Source organism: Microbacterium terrae (assembly GCF_017831975.1).
Taxonomy (GTDB): Bacteria; Actinomycetota; Actinomycetes; order Actinomycetales; family Microbacteriaceae; genus Microbacterium; species Microbacterium terrae.
Genome location: NZ_JAFDSS010000001.1, coordinates 414657 through 434461 on the forward strand (window position 1 = coordinate 414657; position 19805 = coordinate 434461).

A 19805-nucleotide genomic window follows, 5' to 3' on the forward strand; every position below is an offset into this window, starting at 1 on the left:
ATCGACTCTGAGGACTGGATCCACATGCTGAACCCCATTGCCGTCACGCCGGGCAACTCATCGATCACTCCCATCGTGCCGGGCTTCCACCCGGACCCGACCGTCTGCAGGGTCGGCGACGACTACTACCTCGCGACGTCGAGTTTCGAGTACTTCCCCGCGGTGCCGGTCTTCCACAGCACCGATCTCCTGACATGGACCCAGATCGGGAACATCCTCACCACACGCGAGCAGTTCGTCGAGGGAGAGGGACGTCCGTCGCTCGGCGTCTGGGCGGGAACGCTGCGTCACCGCGACGGCAGGTTCTACTACATCACCACAAACGTCTCCGACATCGACAGCGGTCAGATCATCGTGACCGCCACTGATCCGGCGGGGCCGTGGAGCGAGCCTGTCCACGTCCGTGACGCGATCGGCATCGATCCCGACATTTGCTGGGATGATGACGGCACGTGCCTCGTGACGTGGCATCGGTTCAACTTCGACGTAGGTGGCATCGACGTCCACCAGGCACCGGTCGACCCTTCGACAGGCGAGATGCTGAAGCCGTCGTACGAGGTCTGGTCTGGCAGTGGTCTTCCATCGGCCGAGGGCCCGCACCTCTACCGCATCGGCGAGTGGTGGTATCTCCTCTACGCAGAAGGGGGCACGGAGCGCGGTCACTGCGCGACCGTCGCGCGCGCCCGACGACCCGAGGGCCCGTACGAGGGATGCCCCGCCAATCCCGTCCTCACACGACGCAGCACCAACACTCCCGTCCACAACACCGGGCACGCCGATCTCGTGCAGACGGCATCCGGCGACTGGGCCGCGGTGTATCTCGGGGTGCGGCCGCGAGGCGGCACCCCGGGCTTCCACATGCTCGGACGTGAGACCTTCCTGTCGGGTATCGACTGGGAAGACGGCTGGCCGGTGTTCGTCACTGACCGGTACACCGTTCCGGAGGGCCTCACCGGGTTCGTCGAAGACTTCGTCGACGCGGATCTTCAACCACGGTGGGTCGTCCCTTCCGGAACGCTCGACGATATCGAGCGCGACCCGGCGACCGGGGTTACGGTCCCGCCGACCCGACGACTCTGCGTTCGCGTGCGTGACCTGTCGTGGGAAGCGATCGCCGACCTCGTCGGCGACGGCTCGTTCGAGGTCCGCATCGATCCGCTCCACAACTACCGTGTCGATGTGGTCGACGGTGAGGCCGTCGCGGTCGCGACGATCGGCGGTCGCGAGCAGACGGTCGGAGTCGCGGCGCTGTCTGGGGGCGAGGCGACGCGAGTGCGCCTGCGTGCCGAGGCGCCGCCGCGCCAGGAGGTTCCGCTCGGGGTCCCCGCCCCCGACCTGATCGTGCTCGAGTTCGAGCGGGCCGACGGCTGGGTCGAGCTCGCTCGCCTGGACGGTCGTTACCTCAGCACCGAGGTCGCGAGCGGATTCACCGGTCGTGTCCTCGCGGTCGGCAGCGATGCCCGCGCCACCACGGCGCGTCGCATCGAGTACCGTCCGCTCTGATGGACGGGCGCGCACACGCCCGCGGCAACGACGAAAGGGGCCGCTGTGGCGCGCTTCACCGTGCCGCTGTGGTAGCTCGGGCCCTATCCACCTGATGTGCTCGAGCCCGCGGACTTCGCCTGTTCTGGAAGGTGGTCATGTACACCCGCGGGCGGGGGAGCGGGTTGAGCCTGGGCGTCACCCCCGGATCCGTATGGCGCTGGGCCCGCCGAGCGGCCGGGGGCCTGGTCCTAGACCATTGACGAAGAGGCGAGCCGACGGGATGCCGCGGCCTCGAGGGAATCCCACAGCACCGCTGCCAAGCAGGTGACGACCGCCGCAGCCGCGGCGAGCAATGGCAGCACCGCCACACCCGGGCCCACGACCACCAGGCCTCCGATCACCGCGCCACCGCCGATCGCGACGTTGAAGACGGTCGTCTGCACTGCGCCTGCAAGTCGCCGCAGCTGCGGCGACGCCGTGTGCATCATGCGTGTCTGGAGCATCATGGGGAGGCCGGCGAATCCCATGCTCGAACAGATGGCGACGGCGAGCAGTGCTCCCGAGAATCCGGTTGATGCGACGACCGGGAGGAGGACCATCGACAGCGTCAGCACCGTGCCCGACAGCGCGAAAGTCGCGCGCGGGTAGCGGTCGTAGAGGTTGCCCGCGACGACGGCGCCGACCGCGCCGGCGACTCCGGTGATCATCAGGTAGAGCGGGATCATGCTGCGTTCGAAGCCGGCGACGTCCTCGAGCCAGAGCGTGGTGTACGGACCGAACGCGGTCTGTCCGAGCACGAGAACGAGGATGAGGAAGCACACCGCCGCGATCCCGATCGCGGAGCGGTCCCAGCTCGATTTCGTGGACGTCACGTTCGCGCCAGAAGTCTTCGTGCCGATGGCGGGCAGCCAGCGAACGAGCACCGCCGCGGTGGCGACGCCGGCGAGCGCCACGACGGCGAACGCGATGCGCCACCCGAACCACTCTCCGAGCATGTTGCCGATGGGAATGCCGAGAATGCCGGCGAGCGAGCCGCCGACGGCGGTGTACGCCGTAGCTCGACCGAGCTTCTCGCGCGGAACGATCTCGACCGCGTAGGTCGCCACCACGGCCCAGAAGAGCCCATGGGCCATGGCGCCCACAACCCGGGCGCCCATGATCCATTCGAGACCCGGGGCGAGTGCGACGCCGAGGTTGCCGAGGCTCACGATCGCAAGGGAGGCGATCACCAGAGGCTTTCGCGGAGCCTTCGCGAAGGCGAGCGACAACGGCGCTGTGGTGAGCACGACGGTGAAGGCGAACACAGAGATCATCTGTCCGACGAGAGCCGCCTCAACGCCGAGATCATCGGAAATGTGTGGGACGAGCCCGCCAGGAAGGAACTCGGCGGTCTGCGCGATGAAGATCGCCGCGGCGAGCGCGAGCAGGCCGACGACGGGCAGGTCGCGAGGGCGACGGTGGGCGCGTGCGTGCGGAATCGCACGTACCCGTGTGAAAGGAGGGGAGAGTCGACGCTGCTGCTGCATGAGGCAGGACCAAGCGGTACCCGTGCTCGCACCGGTGACCGGGGACGCGACACCGCTGTCGCGGCGGGGATCTCAATTCTACAACGGATCCTTGAGATCGAGAACGTTCTACATATAACGTTCTCGACGAACCCTGATTTCCTGAGACGAAGGAGTCCCCATGAGTGACAAGTTCGATGCCGGATCCGGCATCCACCGCCGCAGACGCACGCCAGCCCTCGTGGCGATGGGCGTTTCTGCGCTACTGGTCGCGACCATGGCGCCCAGCGCTGCCGTGGCGGCGCCGCCGACGGACGAGATCCCCGATTCGGCCACCGTCCGACCGCTGGGGGAGATCGGGCCCACCGCGTCGAGCTTCCTCTGCCAGATCTACCCCGAGTACTGCGCCTTCTTCCCGTCGCCTACGGCAGGAATGGGCATTCCGCTCGGCGGCATCGGCGCGGGCAACTTCATGATCAATCAGTCGGGAACCTTCGGCCCGTGGTGGTTCGGTGGGAGCCAAGGCGCCGATCACGCTTACGAGGTCCGGGCGCTCCCGCAGGCAGCTTTCCACGTCTACGAGAAGGTGGGCGCAAGCGCGCCGACCGTGACGACCCTCGCCACGGACGGCCCCGAGAGCACCAATCCGGCGCAGACCTGGGAGTCGCCGCTGCCTGGCTGGAACACCCTGGACGCCGGTGACGCCTCCTACTCGGCCCTGTACCCGTTCGGCTGGATGGACTACGGCACCGAGAAGCTGTCCACCGATGTGCAGCTGAAGTTCTACTCGCCCATCGTCGCGGGCGAGGACAAGCGGTCGTCGCTGCCTGTCGCGTACTTCGACGTGACGATCACGAATCCGAGCACCACCGACCCCGCCGATGTCTCGGCGATGTTCACGATGCCCAATGTCGCGGGCCACGAGGGGATCGAGCCGGCGACGGTACGCGAAGGACTCACGAGCCAGCACCGCAAGGCGAAGGGCATCGAAGCGGTGACGCTCTCGTCCGACTCCGACGCGAACACCCCCGACGCCTACAAGTCGGAATGGACGATCGCCGCCAAGACCGCCCCCGGCCAAACGGTGTCGTATGTGACGTCGTGGGATGCCGACGGCGACGGCTCGGACATCTACGCCGAGTTCGCCGACGGCACCCTCGGCAACAACGCATTGGATGACTCCGCATCTGCCGGAGCGATCGCGGTCTCCGCGCACCTGGCGCCGGGCGCGACCACCACCATCCCGCTCGTCATGACGTGGGACTTCCCACAGGTCGCCTTCCAGGACAACTCGACCGTTTGGATGCGGCGCTACACCGAGTACTACGGTGCAAGGACGAACGCGCAGAACGAGTACGTGTCGGGTTCCTACGCGTTCCACCAGTCGTTCAACATCGCCAAGGACGCTCTCGCCAAGAAGGACGAGAACCTCGCGGACGTCCTCAAGTGGTGGCAGCCGGTCGTCGATGACGACGAATACCCTGACTGGTTGAAGGAGGCATCACTCAACCAACTCGCCAATCTTCCCTTCCACACGGCGCTGTGGGAGAACGGCCTGGTTTCGAACGACTACGACGTCACCGGGCTGGGCGAGCGCACGCCCTCGGACCGCGCCGGCAATGACGTCCCCGGCACGCACAACTACCTGGGCGTCGACGCGAACTCCGGTGGTGCGTCCACCAACGGAATGGGCGGCGAGATCGCGATCTTCAGCCAGGTCGTCTACTCGGAGATGTTCCCGAACATCGAACGCGATCGGCTGATCGCCAAGGCGGAAGCCATCATGGACCCCAACTCCCAGGGAGACCCGTGGGATTTCTCCGTGACGGAGCGTGACGGCGACAACCCGTTCATCGCGTGGCATCAAGGCTACGGCGCTGAGCCCGGTCGGTCGTCATTCATCGATCGCCCGTCCAACAACCTCTACCGCATGTACGACTACGCGAAGCGGTATGACAGAGACGGGTCGTTCCTCGAGTTCGTGTACCCGTCGATGCTTCGCACCATCGGGTTCCTGCAGGACCTCGTCCCTGCGGATTACGCGCTCCCCGAGGCTCCTGGCAAGAACACATTCAATCCGGCTATGGGTGGCATGGCGAGCGCGTTCAACGACACCGAGGCTACGGCTCGTTTCGATTCCTACACGTCGTCGCTGTACATCCTCGCCCTCGAAGCGATGATCGAGGCGGGGAAGATGACGGGTGAGGATGCCGCGGTGATCGGCAGTTGGGAGGCTGCGTTGTCCGCCGCGCGCGCCGACTTCGACGAGCTCTTCTGGATAGAGGGCGAGGGTTACTACCAGTACCGAGCACTTGTCCTCAACGACAACGGCACGCCCGACGACCCCGCTGACGACTTCCGAGGCGATTCCAACATCGCGCACGTCGCGACGTTCCTCTCGCAGACGCTCGCAGAGCGGGCGGGGCTGGACAACATCGTCGACTACGCGAAGTACGAGACCCACCTGCTCACCTCTGCGACGAAGCTCGCGAAGAGCGGGACTCCGATGGCCGACTACTCCTTCGCGGCATACCAGGTCAGCGCGGGCAAGATCCTCGGAAACGAGACGCTCGTACAGCAGGGGCTGGCCATGGGAGCGTCCGTCGCAACGGATCTGTGGAATGACCCGGCGAACAACATCCAGTTCAACGGACCGATCACGTACGGTGGGCTCTTCGGCAACCTCTACCCGGGCTGGGAGGGCAACCTCGCCGTGTGGCAGATCGTCGAGGCCATCGACACCGATGTGAGCAAGGCTGCGCTGCGCGCCACGATCGACTCGGCGAATCCCCTCGTCGAGACGGAGTACACGTCGAACAGTTGGTCGAAGTTCGTCAAGGCCAAGGATGCCGCGGTTGCGGCTATGTGGTCGAACGCGAACGAGCAGGCGAAGATCGACCGCACCGAGCGGAAGCTGGCCGACGCGATCTCCGGGCTGAAGAGCACGGACAAGTCCGCTCCGACGATCACAATCAAGCCGGAGTCGAAGGGCAGGGACGGGATCTTCAGAAGCGTCAGCTTCAAGCTGGCGGATGCCGGAAAGATCGACAAGCTCACCCTGAACGGCGTCGAGAAGGACCTCGCCAACGACCCCTACAGTGACCTGAACGCGGTCACGCCAGGAGTCTTCGGCGCGAAGGCGGGGAGCAACGAGCTGAAGGTCTACGACGTCGTCGGCAACGCCGCGAAGCTGACCTTTGTTCTCGATGCGACGCCACCGACGATCGAGGTGAAGACCGGTGCGAAGGACACCGTCGGCGACGCGACCAGCGGATACCAGCTCGTTTCATTCAAGCTGTTCGACGAGTTCAAGGTTGATCGCCTGACGCTCAACGGGGTGGCGAAGGATCTGACCGATAACAAGTGGTCGGACCTGAACAAGGTGAAGCCGGACACGTTCGGCGCTGTCGCCGGGGTGAACGAGCTGACGGTGTACGACGTCGCGGGCAACGCCACGACGCTCACCTTCACTCTGCTCGCCGGTTGACCGGACGACGGGGAGGGTCGATGCGGCGGATCGGCCCTCCCCGTCGTGAATTCCTGACTAGCCCGAGACCGCGATGGCTGGCGCCAACTCCAATATCTCGTCGCCGCGGCGCGCGGCTCAGCTGGACCGCCGTCTGGCCACATCGCTCAGTACGTGTGCAACGAAATCTGCACCGCGATCCGAGATGACCTCTTCTGCGGCGTCGACACGGACGGAGTCACCCGGCCACACCGACAGCCGCGTCGGGCGATCTCTGTCTAGCTTTGTCCCGGAGACTGAGACCCACTCGCGCAGCCGCTGCCGTGCGTCGGCAAAGTCTCGGTGCCAGCCGAGCGGTGCGGATGCATGCTGGTCAGGATCGTACGCGCCGAGCCAGTGGGTGTGGAGCGCGGACAGCTCCCAGACGAGTTCCCAATGGCGATGCCAGAGCGGAGGAACTATCGATGCTGGAAGCCCGTAGGTCCGGCGGAGCCAGTTCACCCAGTGGTTGAGTTCGAGCCATTCGGTCTCGGCTTCCTCGGCCGTCAGCAGGTTCCAATTGATCGACCGTGGCGGGTCTGCGGTCGCTCCGGGCGCGTAGTCGTCCTCGGACAGTGATTCTGGTTCGCTTTCATCGCGTGTGTCGCCCACAGTTGTTCACCGACCGAGTGCAGTAACGTCGGCCCTTTCGCGTTCTGTCCGCCGTTCGGGAGCCGCGCAGGCCGCGTCTCCGAGTTCTCGCGCTGCCCGTCTAGTGCGATCCACTCTGTAGTTAGTGCGCGCGGTGTCGTGCCCGATGTGTTTCGCGACGAACTCCTCCGCCTCCGTCACCTGGCCGGCGCGCTCGACGGTGAACGTTCGGATGTAGCCCTCGGCGACGAAGCTGTCCCCCTTCTGGAATCGGTCCAGCGCTCGCTCGGCTGTCGCGCGATAGGCGACGAGGTCGTGGAAGCTCGGGTCGAGTTCGGTGAAGCTGCCGTCGTCGTTGCGTCGGAAGTGCGGCTGGCCGATGCGGACGTAGAGACGTGCGTCTCCGCTCTCCGTAACCGTGCGCTGCGGCTCCGAGGCGATGAAGCCGGACAAGGACTGCTGGGTGTGGATCGTCATGGCGTCCTCCTGCATCGGGCGGGAACGCGAAAGCCCCGCGCTGACCAGTAGGTGCGCTGCGTGGCCCAACTCAGTCGCCGGGATCCACCGCCGCGGGCGAACCGCGGCGCAGCCGCTCCTCGACCTCCGCGCGATCTGATCGGAGCGCCGCTGCATCGGTCCGTGATGTCCACGGCCTCAACCGGGTCACGATCGGTGGCGCCGACCGGAGCATCACGAGTCCGGTGCCGAACGGCAGGCGTCGGATCGTGTCCGGCGGGAGGATCGCGACTCGCCGGACCGACCGCTGCGAAGACCTAGAGCCACGGTCCCCGACCGTGGTGGAGTCGGTCGCCTCGTCGCGGTCTCCGATGAGCGTGGACAGATCCTGGAGGTCGCGGGAGTTGGATGCGCCGCCGAGGATGATCTTCACGATCGAGGCATCCCAGATCGCACCGGCCCCGTTGTCGTTCCACTTCGCCCGCGCCTGAGCGAGAGATTGCAGCACCGGCATGGTCGTCATCCCGGTGCCTCCGCCTTCGGCCATGAGTGTCGGAAGGGAGGGGAGCGGCGCGAGGTTGCCGATCTCGTCGAGTGCGAGCAGCAGGGGCGGGTCGAGCCGAGCACCGGGACTACGTGCCGCCATTCTTCGGGCACATTCGACGAGGTCTTCAACGAAAGCGGCGACCAGCGCGGCCGAGTTGTTCGCCCCCGCGCCAGTCGCCAGCAAGTAGAGAGTGCCGTTGCCGCGGAGGAATGCCTCGGGGTCGAACTCCTCCCCCTCTGGCGGCGAGACGGCGCGCAGCACTCGGGGGTCTGCGAGAGCCCCGAGCGCAAGAGAGACGCCCTGCCAGATCGAGTCGCGCGTGCGGGGGTCGGAATCGAGCATCGCTCGCAGCGAATCCGCCCACCCGGTTGCGGCTCGTGCGTCGTTGACGAGGATGGCGACTGCGTCAGCTGCTTCGGAGGGGTCGAGCGTCCAGCGGAACAGGTCACTGGGGCTCCGGTTGCCGATCGCAGCCGCATGGAGAAGTGTCTGAAGCGCGGTTCGTGTCTTTGCCTCCCAGAAGCCACCAGATTCGACCCCGCCTGCGCCGAGCCCTGTCCCCGACGCGAGTCCCGCAGCGCGGATCATCGCGGTGAGGGGATCGTCGCAGCCGCGAATGGTGGACCATCGCAGCCCTGCAGCAAGACCGCCGGCGAGTTCCTGTGGGTCGAAGACCGCGACCGGTCCGACGCGCGACCGCGCCTGCATCGTGGCGGTGAGGTTGTCGGGTCGGGTGGATGTCGTAACGACGGCTCCGGGGGCGTCGAGGATTGCGTTGATCACGACGTGCAGGCCCTTGCCAGATCGGGGAGGGCCGATCACGAGGACGGAGTCCTCGACACTCGCCCAGACCGGAGTCGAATGCGCGTGCCCGAGCAGGTACCCGGCATCGATGGCCTTCGGCCGCTCCAGTGACGGGCGCAGGTGACGGGCTCTCCTTAGCAGCGCTTTGCGCGATGCGAACGCGACGACATCGGCGCGCGTCGCGATGCCCGGTGTTCGCTCGACCGCCGCGTCCGTTCTGCCTCCGATGTGTCGGATGGCGAACCAGATCCCCGCGCCGATGGCACTGGCCCCGCCGAGCAGCAGGCAGGCACAGATCCAGTACGCCACAGTGCTGAGGGTCGGGCTCCCGACTATGGCACCCGGGGTGCCCGGGCTCGTCAAGATTCCGAAGCCCGATTCGATCGCACCCGTCGGTGGTGGTGCTCCGGTTATCCACGCGGCGACGGATGCTGCACCCCGAAGGATCAGGAGGACCACGACCCCGACGACGAGGATGATCAGCCCGAGATTCGTGAGTTCATCGCCCATCGGCCGCGGGCTGTGCGGCGAACTCATTCCACGGCTCCCGATGCGATCACAACGCAACTCCCGAAGCCGTGCGGGTCACTGCCTTCGGGGGGCGTGTGAGCCTCATCTCCGATATCCCTTGCCGCTCGAGCATCTTGACTACGTCATCGGCGCCGACGATCACGGAGGCGCCCTCCTTGAGCAGTCGATGGCACCCGGCGCTCGCCGCGCTCGTCACGGGGCCTGGTACTGCCCCGACTGGTCGATCGAGTTCCCGCGCTCGTTGCGCGATGTCGAGGGACCCGGATCGGTATCCGGCCTCGACCACCACTGTTGCGCCGGAGAGACCTGCGAGGACGCGGTTCCGCTGCATGAAGCGCCACCGCGTCGGAACGGCGCCCGGAGGAAGCTCACTCAGCACCAGCCCGCCATCGTCGACGATCCGGCCGAAGAGATCGTGGTGCCCCGCGGGATACGGTCGATCGACGCCCGCCGCCATGACTGCGACCGTTGCGCCCGGGCGCGCTGCGATCGCCGCTCGATGTGCCGCGCCGTCGATGCCGTAGGCGCCGCCTGAGACGACGATATGCCCGCCGCCGGTGAGCTCCGACGCCAAATCCGATGCGATGTGCTCGCCGTAGCGGGTGGCCGCCCGCGCCCCGACGATGGCCACGCGTGACCTCACAGACCCACTCGCCAGGCGTGCGGTGTTCCCTCTTGCCCATAGTGCGAGCGGTGTGAGATCGCCGAGTTGGTCGAGGTCGCGAGGCCAGTCCGAACTCTCCGGGGTGAGAATGAGTAGGCCCAGCCGTGCGGAGGCTTCCTCGAGGCGCGGCCCCGCGTCGTCCTCGATTCTTGGCACGAGTCGTCGCCGCCACAGTTCGAGTTCCACAGGGTCGATCCCTATGATGTCCTGCTCGTCGTTGAGCACGAGGTCGAGCGTCGCCGCTGCCCCTCGTTGGCGCACGATTGCGCCGGTGGTGCGGTCACCCGGTTCGCACGTTGCGCCGAGCACGATGCGGGCGAGCCGGTCGGATTCTGTCATGTCGTTCTCCCTTGTCGCGCTACTCGTGTTGTCAGCCCAGCGACATCCGCGTCGTCGTGTCGAAGAGGTCCAGCTCGTCGGGATGGAGCTGGTGCTGTACGACGAAGCTGCGGTCCTTGATCCGCCAGAGACCCTGGCCGAGCCCGAGGGTCGGAAGGAGCGCCTCCTCGGTGCGGGTCAGCCCGAGTGCGGTCGACGTGGCGCTGAGCTGGTCCGGCTCCTGGCGATAGACGATGCGGGTCTCCGCGTTTGCGAGAAGCGAGGAAGCGAGAGCGCGCATTGCCGACCCGGCGTCGCCGACATTGTCGAGGTCGGACAGCTTATGGAAGACGATCATGTTCGCGATTCCGTAATGGCGAGCGAGTCGCCATTGCGCATCCATTCGCCGGAGGAGCGCGGGGTGCGCCATGAGGCGCCAGGCCTCGTCGTAGATCACCCATCTCTGCCCGCCGGCCGGGTCGGTGAGCGCCGACTCCATCCATGCCGAGCAGCACGTCATCAGCATCGACACCAGCGTCGAGTTCTCGGCCACGCGCGAGAGATCGAGCGTCATCATCGGCAAGCTCGGGTCGAACCTGACCGTCGAGGGCCCATCGAAGAGGCCCGCGAGGTCTCCGGAGACGAGGCGGCGAAGGGCATGGCCCACGAGCCTGCCGTCATCGGGACGGCCCGCAGGGGTGCCGTTCGCTCCTGGGAAAAGGATGCGGTCCACCACCATCGGCAGCGTCGGGATGCTCGCCTCTCGAACAGCTTCCGTGAGAGCGAGGTCGATCGAGGTGTGCTCGAGGGGCGAGAGCGGGCGGTCGAGCACAGTCTCAGCGAGTGCCCCGACGAGATCCCGCCGTCGGGCCGTCACCTGAGCCGCCCATTCGGCATCCGATGCCGTGGCGGGCCGGTGTCCTTCGTCGAGCGGGTTGAGACGGTTGGGCAGCCCGTGGCCGAGCGCGATCGCCCGACCGCCAACCGCCTCGGCGACGGCGGTGTGCTCGCCCTTCGGGTCCCCGGGCACATAGACGCGTCGACCGAAAGGGAGCGACCGCGTGTACAGCGCCTTGGCGAGCGCGGACTTGCCGGCCCCGACGATGCCCGCGAGAACGACGTTCGGGGCGGTGATGACGCCCTGCTGGTAGAGCACCCAGGGGTCGTAGACGAACGAGCCGCCCGAGAAGAGGTCCTGTCCGACGAACACTCCAGAGGCCCCGAGGCCACCCTCAGCAAGGAACGGGTAGTGCCCTGCGAGCGTTGCGGAGGTGTCCTGGTGCTTCGGTAGGCGCAGTCGGCCGGCGGTCCTGAGCGCGCCTGGCCCGTCCTCGCCGCCGGAGGGCAGGTACTCCTTCGCTTTGGTCTCCGCGCGTTCGCGCTCCCCGACGGTTTGACGCTCCAGCGCGCGAGCTCGCTTGGCTTCTCCCACCAGTCGCTTGATCGAGCGCAACCGCTCGCGGCGCGCTCGGGCAGAGTCCTCGGCGGGAAAGACCAGCCCTGCTGTGTGAGTCCGTTCGATGTCGCTCATCGAGTCATGGCTCCGGGCCCAGGGGTACCGAGACGAATGGATGCCGAAAACCACGGTTCGGCCAACGCCCGAGCGGGTGCCACCAGCGCGGGCTCCGGCTCCGCGGCGAATCGGCGGAGAAGCGACACGTACCCGAACGGTCGGTTGTACGTCAGTGCGTATCCCGCGCGGTCATCGAGTTCGACGCGGTCGGTCGTGGTCCAGGGCACCTCGTCGTAGACGTAACCGTTCACCAGCGCAGCATCCGTCGTCTCGTCGCCGTCGTCCCACGCCGACAGGTGAGTGATCGCCGCTGCGCTCCCCTCCAGTTCGATCAGGTCGAGCACCTCGTCGGCGTCGTCGCCTTGCAGGAAGACCACACTGATCCAGCGCTGTTCCGCCTCATCTGATGGCGTATCGGTGCCTGCGCGTGCACGCATGTCGTGTTCCTTCCGTTCACCAGAGAGGTGCGCCTCCCGCTACACGCTGCGACACAGCGGGAGGGCCGCGGCGGTGAATGCCTGCGACTGCTGGCCGACGAGCCTGCGGGTCTCGCACGAGGCCTGCACGGCCGCCTGCTCGACGGCGGCGACGGCGGACTCGAGTTCGTCTCGTGTGCGGGCCGTCACGCTGATCAGGCCAATGGTGCGCAGCATTCCGTGTCCTGCGGTCAGTTCTGACTCCTGCTGCATGATGTCGGCGTACTCAGCGGTGGATGCTGCATTCTCGACCTGCCCCATCCGGGAGCGCTGGTGCGCATCGCTGACGAGCTCCGTCTTCTTGCGCCGCAGATCCCGCGCGGCACGGTCGGTCGCGACCGGCACGTAGTGGAGCGACACGGTGCGAAGGATGCCGTCGGAGAGGATGAGGGGCCCAAGAAAGCCGGGGAAGACCTGCGATCGCGGCCATTCGCTGATCCACAGAACGGCGTGGAAGCCGCTGTCTGAGCGGAGGCAGTCCCATCGCTCGGTGATCGCGATAGGCCCTGCGTCGGCGAGGGATCGACCGACTGCGGGGTGTCGCTCGAGACGTGTGGCGGCGGCTGGGTCGTACGCTGTGCGCAACACTCCCGCGAGCTCGTCAGCGCCGAGCCAGTGACCGACCGTGATGTCCGCTGCGCGAAGAGCGGAGACGAGCATCGACATCTCCTGGCGCAGGACGCCAGCGGCGCCTTGGATTCCGCCGCCATTCGTGCGCACCTGTCGGGCGCTCGCCGCCAGGTCGACCGAAAGACTGATCGTGGTCGTATGGCGTGCGCCGGCAGGACCCGCGCTCTCAATGAGGTCGCGGTACGTGGTTGCCGCCCACCCGCCGTCATCCGTGCCGCGCTGCCCCCACCAGTCGGCGAGCCCGGTGCCTGCGTCGGGAAGGGTCCGTTCCGACACCTGCACACGAGCAACCCGGCCTGATCTGCAGGTCGCCGCGAGGGCCCGACCCCACCCGTTCACTCGGCGCTGCTGCTCGGCCGGGTCGAGCAGCGTGAACGCGGGATGGGTCACCTCGACCACGGCCGTGAGCGTGCGCGCGTGCGGGTCATGGATCATCGCGGCGCCGGTCTCGGCATCCTCCCACTCGCGTGCGGATGCTGCGTCCCCCGGCAGAGCGAGCGTTCCGACCGGTCGCGGACGCTCGATGCGCTTGCGGTATTCGAGCTGACCCGTGCTCGCCCGACGTGCCCAGCGCATGACGATCGGCATCCATTCGACGATCGTTCGACCGCTGATCCGTATGAACCCGGTGGCCATTGATGATCCCCAGAGCGGCGCAGTCCACGCCACCCCCGAGCCGCCGGCCGAGTACAGCGCAACGACCACGGTGACGAGGGCGAGAGCAACCGCGATGAGCTGGGGTAGTGACAGACCGAGAAGGATGCCGCGCCGCGAGAGGCGCGAGAACCGCATCGGGGCGAGTGCGTATTCGGCGGGGCTTGTTCGTGTGGTCATCGCGGACTGTCCTTAGTCGGCAGGGCGGGCGGGGGAGTGGGACGTGCGGAACGTGCGGAGTCCCCGCCGCTCGGTCCCTGCGGCGGCTCCGGAATGCTGGCCTCGGTGCCGTGTACTTCCGCTGCACGCCCAACAGCGGCGCCCGTCTTCGACCCTGCGGTCGCGGTGCCATGGAGGATCGCCGCGCCCGCGACCACCCCAGCGCCGACGCCTGTTGCCGCGCCGAGCCCGGCAGCGCCTGTCGCCGCGCCCGCGGTCGATGCGCTGGGTGTGTTGACGGCTGCTGTGCGCGACGCGCCTGTGGGACTCGCGGTGGCACCGCCCCCGGCCCCGGCGGCACCGCCCCCGGCCCCGGCGGCACCTAGGGGGGTGCTCGAGCCGGATCCTGTCGATGTCCCCAGCACCTGACGCGCGCCGCCGGCGATGGCACTCGCCGGCACAGGCACCGGTCGATTCAGCGCCGACTTCGCCTCCTGTTCGCTCGACATCGCGTGGTACATGTCGAACCCCACGAAGCTGAGGAACTTGTATGTGATGTAGGGCGCGAAGGCGGCGATGAACATCAGCACTATGCCGGCGACGGGGTCGCTCACCGATGCGAGGTCCGAGTCGATCGGGGCCGCGACCTGGGCGATCGCCACGAGGAAGATCACAACCAGCACCAGCTTCGACAGGATCAGCGCGAGCACGAACGCCGCCCACTTGCCGAACCATCCCTTCGTGGCGTCCCACGCCATCCCGGCGAGCGCGATCGGCCCGAAGACGATCGCGACCAGCAGCAGCGCCTTGCGGATGAGGAGCGAGAACCACACGATCGCGGCAGAGCTGATCGCGAGGCCCGCGAGGAAGATCGTCAGGATTGCGCCGACACCGGGCGCGGCGATGTTGATGGTCGCGAGGCCGGCGACGAGAAGGGCGATGCGGTCGCCGATGCTCTCCATAGTGTTGCCCGTCGCTTGCACAATGCCGATGGTGAGCTGGTCGGTGATCTCGAGCAACAGTCCCGTCACGGTCAGGATGATGAACGATCCGAGGATCGACTTCGCGAGCCCCGTTCCGGCACGGCCCAGCGCGGACGGATCCCGCCGAATCAGCGCGGTGATGAGCTGCAGGCAGAACAGCACGAGCGTGACGAAGATGGCGATGCCGAACAGGACGTTGTAGACCCCGACGTACCCCGGTGCGCTGAGGTCGACGAGCGTGGTGGTGTCGAAGACATCCCACACAGCCGTGAACAGCCATCCGGCGGTCGCACCCATCGCGGAGGCGAGCCAGTCGAACGGTGCAGCGATGAGGGATGCCGTGTTCTCGCCCACGGCTGTGCAGACCGGGGCGATGACGGGGATATCGCAGACGCTCATGTGCGCGAGTTCCGATGCGGTATCAGACGGTCTGCCCGACACCCCAGAAGAAATTGACCAGTGTCACCGCGGCGCCGCAGATGATCGCGGCGCCACACGCGACGAGCACGCCGAGCTTGCCTCGCGACGCCAAGTGCGGGTTCGATGAGTTGGCGCCGAAGCCCCAGACGATCGCGGCGATGATGAGCGCGAGGACGCTCAGGATCAGTCCGACGGTCATGACCGCGCCGACGATGACGCGCAGCTGCTCGATGCCCGGCAGTCCGGTTCCGTTCGGGGTGATGTCGATCACGGCGCTACTCCTTCACTCGTGGGCCGGTGTCAACGAGGAGGTGCGCCGTGCCCGCCAAAACGGGTGGGTCAGATCGTCGCGCCCACCTGCAGGAGGAAGTTCACGATCGCGCTGCCCGCGCCGGCGAGCAGCGCCGTACCGCACGCGACCACCATGCCGAGCCGCGCACGGGTCGCCACCCGATAGTTCCCGGTTCCTGACGCGATCGCCCATGTCGCCGCGCACGCGACAACGACGAGAACCGCGACGACGAGGGAGGTCATCAGTAGGGCGCCGACAATCTCGCGCAATTGGGCTGCGCTCGCCACGGCTCCGAGGTCGGGATACACCACGGTGGTCATCGAGAGCCTCCTGGCGAGCAGGATGCCGGCGCGACGGTCGCGGCATCGACACCTGTGGCCCCGTGCTCGGTGAGCCACGCGAGCGGATTCACGACCCGCGACTCAATGCCGATGTGGACCTCGAAGTGCAGGTGCGGACCCTCCGATCGCCCCGAAGAGCCGACGTCACCGATGTGCTGGCCCGCCGCAACAGTCTCACCAACGACGACGTGCACCCCGCTGGACCACATGTGCGCGTAGTACGTATCCACACGCTCGCCGTCGACCGTATGGCGGACCACGATGAGGTTGCCGAACCCACCACTGGCGCCAGCGAAGGTGACCACGCCGTCGGCGGTGGCGAGTATCGGCGTGTCGTCGGTGGCGGCGAGGTCGGCACCCGCGTGGAAGCGAGGCCTCCCGGTGAACGGGTCCGTCCTCCAGCCGAACGACGACACCCACGTGTAGGTTCCGTCGACCATCGGAACGACGATTCGGGATGCCTCGGCCGGCGCCCCTTCGGACGGCAGCGGTGCGCTCCCCGCGGTCTTAGTGAGCGCCCCGAGAATCGCTTCGGCGACCGGTTGAACGTTGTCGTACCGGTCGGGGAACGCGCTCACCTCAACGGACTGCGCCGCTTGGCCAGGAGTCAGCGATCGCCAACCGGGGATGTCGAGCAGTCCCCGCGGGCTCCCGCTGTTCGGGCCGTCCGAGCCGCCGTAGAACGCGCGCGCTTGGTAATCCGGATCCATCAGGTCGGCGACGGTGCCCCAGCCGCTGCTGGGTCGCATCTGGAACATCCCGAGCGAATCGTGGTCGCCGCCCTCCCCGTCGTTCGGGTATTCGGCCGAATGCGGATACGCCGTCGAGTTCGCCAGCATCCGCAGATTCGACTCGGTGAGAGCCGCCATGAGCGCGATCACGATGCCCACTCGGCCGACCTCACGCGTGGCCGCACCGATCGAGATGACGGTAGCGGCATGCGTCAACTGCTGGCGGCCCAGAGTGACCGTCGAGCCATCGCGAGTGGCCGCGGTCAGTGAGTCAGGGATCGGCCCGACGACGAGCGATGTCGTCGCACACGAGGCCAACGCGGGGTTCACCAACAGTGCGACGGACACCGTGCCGGCGACCGGCAGGGTGAACAGCAGCATCACGAGCAACGCGAGAAGTTTGCGCACGGCGCCTCATCTCAAGGGTGCGTCGACGCGGGACAGCCGGAGCAGGCGGCAGTGCTCGGCGGGAGGACACGCAAGAAAGACGGTGAAGGCCACGGGCCGCGCGGAGGTGACGTGCTCGGTCTCCCAGATGCCGTCGCGGTGGCGCGTGCCGGTGACCGTCAGGGCAACCGCACCGGGTGGGAGTTGGCCAGGCGCTGCCTGCTCGAGGGCGGTAGCCCAGGCATCAGGCACGGCAAGCGCGTCGATCGTGAGCCACTGGCGCGTCCCGTACATCTGGAGGCTGTGCCACTGTTCGGTGGTCGGCAGATACCCGCGCACGTCCGCGGCGACAGCCGTCGCGTCCTCGGCGTCGGCGAGGTCGACGAGTGGCTGTGCCCAGTCCAACGGATCGGCGGGACCACGGGTGTCCCACGTCAGAACCGCCATCGCGACCGCGCGGGCTGACGCTTCGGGGTCAGAGGAGAGTCGCACGCGCTGAGGAGTGAGCACGCCGGGCGCTGAAGCCGCTTCAGGCGACTGGGCGGCGACGCTGGCGGGATCAGGGTCCGTCTCCAGCGCCGGCATTGTGAGGCCGATGACCCCGACGACGGCCACGATCACAAGCGCGACGCACAGAGTGATCGCTCCGACGAGGGCGGCGCGGCGACGAGAGGAGGTGGGAAGCATGGTGGTCCGATCGAGGAGGAATGTTCTCGAACGACAGGTGCGCTACGTCTTCCCGCGCCGGCGTCTGATGTCCTCAGCGAAGGCGAGGCTGCCCTCGAGGGTCGCCTCGAACGCCGCCCAATCCTCGGCCGAAGTGCCTTCGGCGAGTACGGCGGGGTCGTAGCCCGACCACCACTCACGCAGGTCGTTCCAGGTGAAGGCGAATCGGCGCACTTGGGCGGCAGCGTCCCGTGCTTTGTTGTCGGCGTCGGAGCGGGCTCGCGCGAGCGCCTTGCGCGCCACAAGCTCGGGCTTCTCTCCGGTCGGGACGTCGCCGCCGGAACGGAGCTGCGCCGCGGCAGTCTGCGCCGCCTCGCGGTTCTCAGACGTGTGATCAGGCGAGCGCGCCATCCGCTCGAGCTCGGCCGCGGCGAGTTCGCCCGTGATCTGCTGGAAGGCAGGCCACACGCCGGCGCCCGCATCTACGGCTGCGATCGCGGCCTCTGCATGCGCCCGCACTTCCGGGGCGGCAGTCTCGTCCGCTGCGACTCGTTGGAGCGAAGCGATGCGCTCGAGGGTCGTGAACGACTTGTTGCCGGTAGCCATCGCCGCGGCCTGCGCGCGGCTGTCGCCCACCCTCTCCGACGGTGCCGTTAACTTAACGGCACCGTCCTGACCGGGTGGAGCCGTCGCACCGAAACGCGTCGCAACCTGCCGATGCGTCGCGTCCTCGGCGAGGAGCCGCTTGCACTCTGTGTAGAGAGTGGCGGCTTCGGACGGCGTGAGGTCTTTGCGGAGGGTGTTCTCGTCCTTCTCGGCGAGGACCTGGGTGAGGCGGTCCGAGATCCCCGCACGTACCCACACGTTCACCTTGCGGAGTCCGAGGAGGTGAAGCGCGGCCAAGCGCCGAGCGCCGCAGACCAGCACGCCCTCGGGCGTCACGGTGATCGGCTGTAGCAGCCCGTACTTTTGGATCGAGTCAGCGAGCGACCGCACATCGCCGAGGTCGGTGCGGTGTCGGGCGCCGACCCGGATGGAGTCGATCGATCGCTCGAGTTCGATACCCGGGGCGGAACTCATTGTTGCACCGCCGGGAGATTCTTTTGAATGCGGGTGACGAGCCGGTCGTCGTCCAGAAGTGAGTCGATCGTCTCGCCGATGAGAAGGCGAACCAGGATGCCGCGGCCGGCGGCCGTCTGTCGCTGCGCGGGATTCGGCACTCCCAGAAGGACGGTGAGCATCGTTCGCCACGCATAGCCCGGGAGGTCGAGGACGACGCGCGCGGCCTTGTCGCGACGCAGCAGGTCATACGCGGCCGGCCGGGACGCGGCATCCCCGAGCCGTGTGCAGACGTAGTCGACGCTCGATCGCGCGTGATCCGCCGGCCACCCGAGGAGTTCGAAGACGGCCACCGCGTCATCGACGGCAGCGGTGACGTTCGGAAGCTCGGCGGATCGCGGGTCTGAGTCCGACGATGTCGAGAGCGCCGCGTGGTACTCGGTGAGCGGGTTCTCGCGGTCACTGAATCGCTCGACATCGTGGAAGCCGGCGTAGCGAGTACGGCGTGCTTGATGCACCGAGCAGAGCAGACCGCGCGCACGCTCTTCGGCGATGCAGGTCACCTGGACTGCTCGGGTCACGACCGCCCAGGGGTCTTCCGCGCGCCGGACCCACGGTGCCCGCATCGCATCGAAGGCAGCCGCGGCTGCCTCCCACGGGTCGAGGCCGTGCTTGCGGGCGAGGGCGGCAAACCGAGTGGCGGCGTACCGCATGAGGTCAGCCGCCTCGGGATCGCTGGACCACGCGCGGCCGTCGGCGCGGTGCATCCGTTCCAGTAGCGCTCGCAGCCCCTCCGAAGCGCGAAAGTCGAGAGTGGAGGTCGCTGTAGTCATCGTCATCAGCCCCGTTCGATCGTCGGTGCGGTGGTCGGGGCTGTGCGGCCGCCGAAGGCGCTGAGCGGCGCGAGTCGTCGGCGCTCACCCGGCCGCTGGGGTGAAGTGGACAGTCGGCGCCTCAGTTCGGACTGGAGGTCGAGTCCACGCCCGATGAGACGCCCGCTCGACGAGTTGACGAGATCCGAGATGCGGACCCACGCGACTCGATGGCGTTCGGCCGCGTCGACCGGAGTGCGGGGGTTGATCGTGGCG

At 67.5% G+C, this 19805-nt stretch carries 17 protein-coding genes; 2 read left to right on the top strand and 15 right to left on the bottom strand.

Annotation, left to right across the window (positions count from 1 at the left end):
• Positions 1–24 precede the first annotated feature (24 nt).
• The gene (locus JOD63_RS01820; RefSeq protein WP_045277200.1) at positions 25–1503 is read left to right on the top strand and encodes a glycoside hydrolase family 43 protein; all 1479 of its coding nucleotides are present in this window, start codon (positions 25–27) and stop codon (positions 1501–1503) included.
• A gap of 230 nt (positions 1504–1733) precedes the next feature.
• Here the strand turns inward: JOD63_RS01820 and JOD63_RS01825 are convergent, their stop codons facing one another.
• Positions 1734–3011, bottom strand: coding sequence for an MFS transporter (locus tag JOD63_RS01825; protein WP_045277201.1), 1278 nt, complete (start codon positions 3009–3011; stop codon positions 1734–1736).
• Positions 3012–3171: 160 nt separating this feature from the next.
• Between JOD63_RS01825 and JOD63_RS01830 the strand changes: the two genes are divergently transcribed.
• Positions 3172–6477, top strand: a complete 3306-nt coding sequence (locus JOD63_RS01830) for a GH116 family glycosyl-hydrolase (protein ID WP_045277202.1) — start codon at positions 3172–3174, stop codon at positions 6475–6477.
• Between the two features lie 117 nt (positions 6478–6594).
• Here the strand turns inward: JOD63_RS01830 and JOD63_RS01835 are convergent, their stop codons facing one another.
• From JOD63_RS01835 to JOD63_RS01900, 14 genes are all read right to left on the bottom strand, one after another.
• Positions 6595–7107 carry a hypothetical protein gene (locus tag JOD63_RS01835; RefSeq protein WP_084613767.1) on the bottom strand — a complete coding sequence of 171 codons (513 nt, stop codon included), beginning with the start codon at positions 7105–7107 and terminating at the stop codon, positions 6595–6597.
• Between the two features lie 6 nt (positions 7108–7113).
• Complete coding sequence (locus JOD63_RS01840) at positions 7114–7563, bottom strand: single-stranded DNA-binding protein (protein ID WP_045277410.1); 450 nt, start codon at positions 7561–7563, stop codon at positions 7114–7116.
• Between the two features lie 70 nt (positions 7564–7633).
• Entirely contained in the window at positions 7634–9403 is a 1770-nt protein-coding gene (locus tag JOD63_RS01845) for a type IV secretory system conjugative DNA transfer family protein (RefSeq protein ID WP_407664959.1), read from the bottom strand.
• Between the two features lie 46 nt (positions 9404–9449).
• Positions 9450–10427 (bottom strand): DNA-processing protein DprA, encoded by a 978-nt coding sequence (gene dprA / locus JOD63_RS01850; protein ID WP_045277204.1) that lies wholly within the window; start codon positions 10425–10427, stop codon positions 9450–9452.
• Positions 10428–10458: 31 nt separating this feature from the next.
• Positions 10459–11937: an ATP-binding protein gene (locus JOD63_RS01855; RefSeq protein ID WP_045277205.1), complete on the bottom strand. Its 1479-nt coding sequence runs from the start codon at positions 11935–11937 to the stop codon at positions 10459–10461.
• Positions 11934–12356, bottom strand: a complete 423-nt coding sequence (locus tag JOD63_RS01860) for a hypothetical protein (RefSeq protein WP_052682636.1) — start codon at positions 12354–12356, stop codon at positions 11934–11936. The genes JOD63_RS01855 and JOD63_RS01860 overlap by 4 nt, the downstream gene beginning before the upstream one ends.
• A gap of 39 nt (positions 12357–12395) precedes the next feature.
• The gene (locus JOD63_RS01865) at positions 12396–13859 is read right to left on the bottom strand and encodes an SCO6880 family protein (RefSeq protein WP_045277206.1); all 1464 of its coding nucleotides are present in this window, start codon (positions 13857–13859) and stop codon (positions 12396–12398) included.
• On the bottom strand, positions 13856–15220 hold the full coding sequence (locus JOD63_RS17665; protein ID WP_045277207.1) for a conjugal transfer protein TrbL: 1365 nt from the start codon (positions 15218–15220) through the stop codon (positions 13856–13858). Before JOD63_RS17665 ends, JOD63_RS01865 begins: the two co-directional genes overlap by 4 nt.
• A gap of 22 nt (positions 15221–15242) precedes the next feature.
• On the bottom strand, positions 15243–15512 hold the full coding sequence (locus JOD63_RS01875; protein WP_045277208.1) for a DUF6112 family protein: 270 nt from the start codon (positions 15510–15512) through the stop codon (positions 15243–15245).
• 68 nt (positions 15513–15580) lie between these two features.
• Entirely contained in the window at positions 15581–15853 is a 273-nt protein-coding gene (locus JOD63_RS01880) for a DUF6112 family protein (protein WP_045277209.1), read from the bottom strand.
• The gene (locus tag JOD63_RS01885) at positions 15850–17013 is read right to left on the bottom strand and encodes a M23 family metallopeptidase (RefSeq protein WP_245618073.1); all 1164 of its coding nucleotides are present in this window, start codon (positions 17011–17013) and stop codon (positions 15850–15852) included. The genes JOD63_RS01880 and JOD63_RS01885 overlap by 4 nt, the downstream gene beginning before the upstream one ends.
• Before the next feature lie 6 nt (positions 17014–17019).
• Entirely contained in the window at positions 17020–17607 is a 588-nt protein-coding gene (locus JOD63_RS01890; protein WP_157004070.1) for a hypothetical protein, read from the bottom strand.
• A 114-nt stretch (positions 17608–17721) separates the two neighbouring features.
• Positions 17722–18738 carry a ParB N-terminal domain-containing protein gene (locus JOD63_RS01895; protein WP_045277211.1) on the bottom strand — a complete coding sequence of 339 codons (1017 nt, stop codon included), beginning with the start codon at positions 18736–18738 and terminating at the stop codon, positions 17722–17724.
• Positions 18735–19484, bottom strand: a complete 750-nt coding sequence (locus JOD63_RS01900) for a hypothetical protein (protein ID WP_245243866.1) — start codon at positions 19482–19484, stop codon at positions 18735–18737. Before JOD63_RS01900 ends, JOD63_RS01895 begins: the two co-directional genes overlap by 4 nt.
• Positions 19485–19805 lie beyond the last annotated feature (321 nt).

Excerpts from the sequence above, each read along its gene's own strand:
- JOD63_RS01820 (WP_045277200.1), top strand. The coding sequence starts at position 25 with ATGCTGAACCCCATTGCCGTCACGCCGGGCAACTCATCGATCACTCCC.
- JOD63_RS01825 (WP_045277201.1), bottom strand. The coding sequence starts at position 3,011 with ATGCAGCAGCAGCGTCGACTCTCCCCTCCTTTCACACGGGTACGTGCG.
- JOD63_RS01830 (WP_045277202.1), top strand. The coding sequence starts at position 3,172 with ATGAGTGACAAGTTCGATGCCGGATCCGGCATCCACCGCCGCAGACGC.
- JOD63_RS01840 (WP_045277410.1), bottom strand. The coding sequence starts at position 7,563 with ATGACGATCCACACCCAGCAGTCCTTGTCCGGCTTCATCGCCTCGGAG.
- JOD63_RS01845 (WP_407664959.1), bottom strand. The coding sequence starts at position 9,403 with ATGGGCGATGAACTCACGAATCTCGGGCTGATCATCCTCGTCGTCGGG.
- dprA (WP_045277204.1), bottom strand. The coding sequence starts at position 10,427 with ATGACAGAATCCGACCGGCTCGCCCGCATCGTGCTCGGCGCAACGTGC.
- JOD63_RS01855 (WP_045277205.1), bottom strand. The coding sequence starts at position 11,937 with ATGAGCGACATCGAACGGACTCACACAGCAGGGCTGGTCTTTCCCGCC.
- JOD63_RS01860 (WP_052682636.1), bottom strand. The coding sequence starts at position 12,356 with ATGCGTGCACGCGCAGGCACCGATACGCCATCAGATGAGGCGGAACAG.
- JOD63_RS01865 (WP_045277206.1), bottom strand. The coding sequence starts at position 13,859 with ATGACCACACGAACAAGCCCCGCCGAATACGCACTCGCCCCGATGCGG.
- JOD63_RS17665 (WP_045277207.1), bottom strand. The coding sequence starts at position 15,220 with ATGAGCGTCTGCGATATCCCCGTCATCGCCCCGGTCTGCACAGCCGTG.
- JOD63_RS01880 (WP_045277209.1), bottom strand. The coding sequence starts at position 15,853 with ATGACCACCGTGGTGTATCCCGACCTCGGAGCCGTGGCGAGCGCAGCC.
- JOD63_RS01895 (WP_045277211.1), bottom strand. The coding sequence starts at position 18,738 with ATGAGTTCCGCCCCGGGTATCGAACTCGAGCGATCGATCGACTCCATC.
- JOD63_RS01900 (WP_245243866.1), bottom strand. The coding sequence starts at position 19,484 with ATGCACCGCGCCGACGGCCGCGCGTGGTCCAGCGATCCCGAGGCGGCT.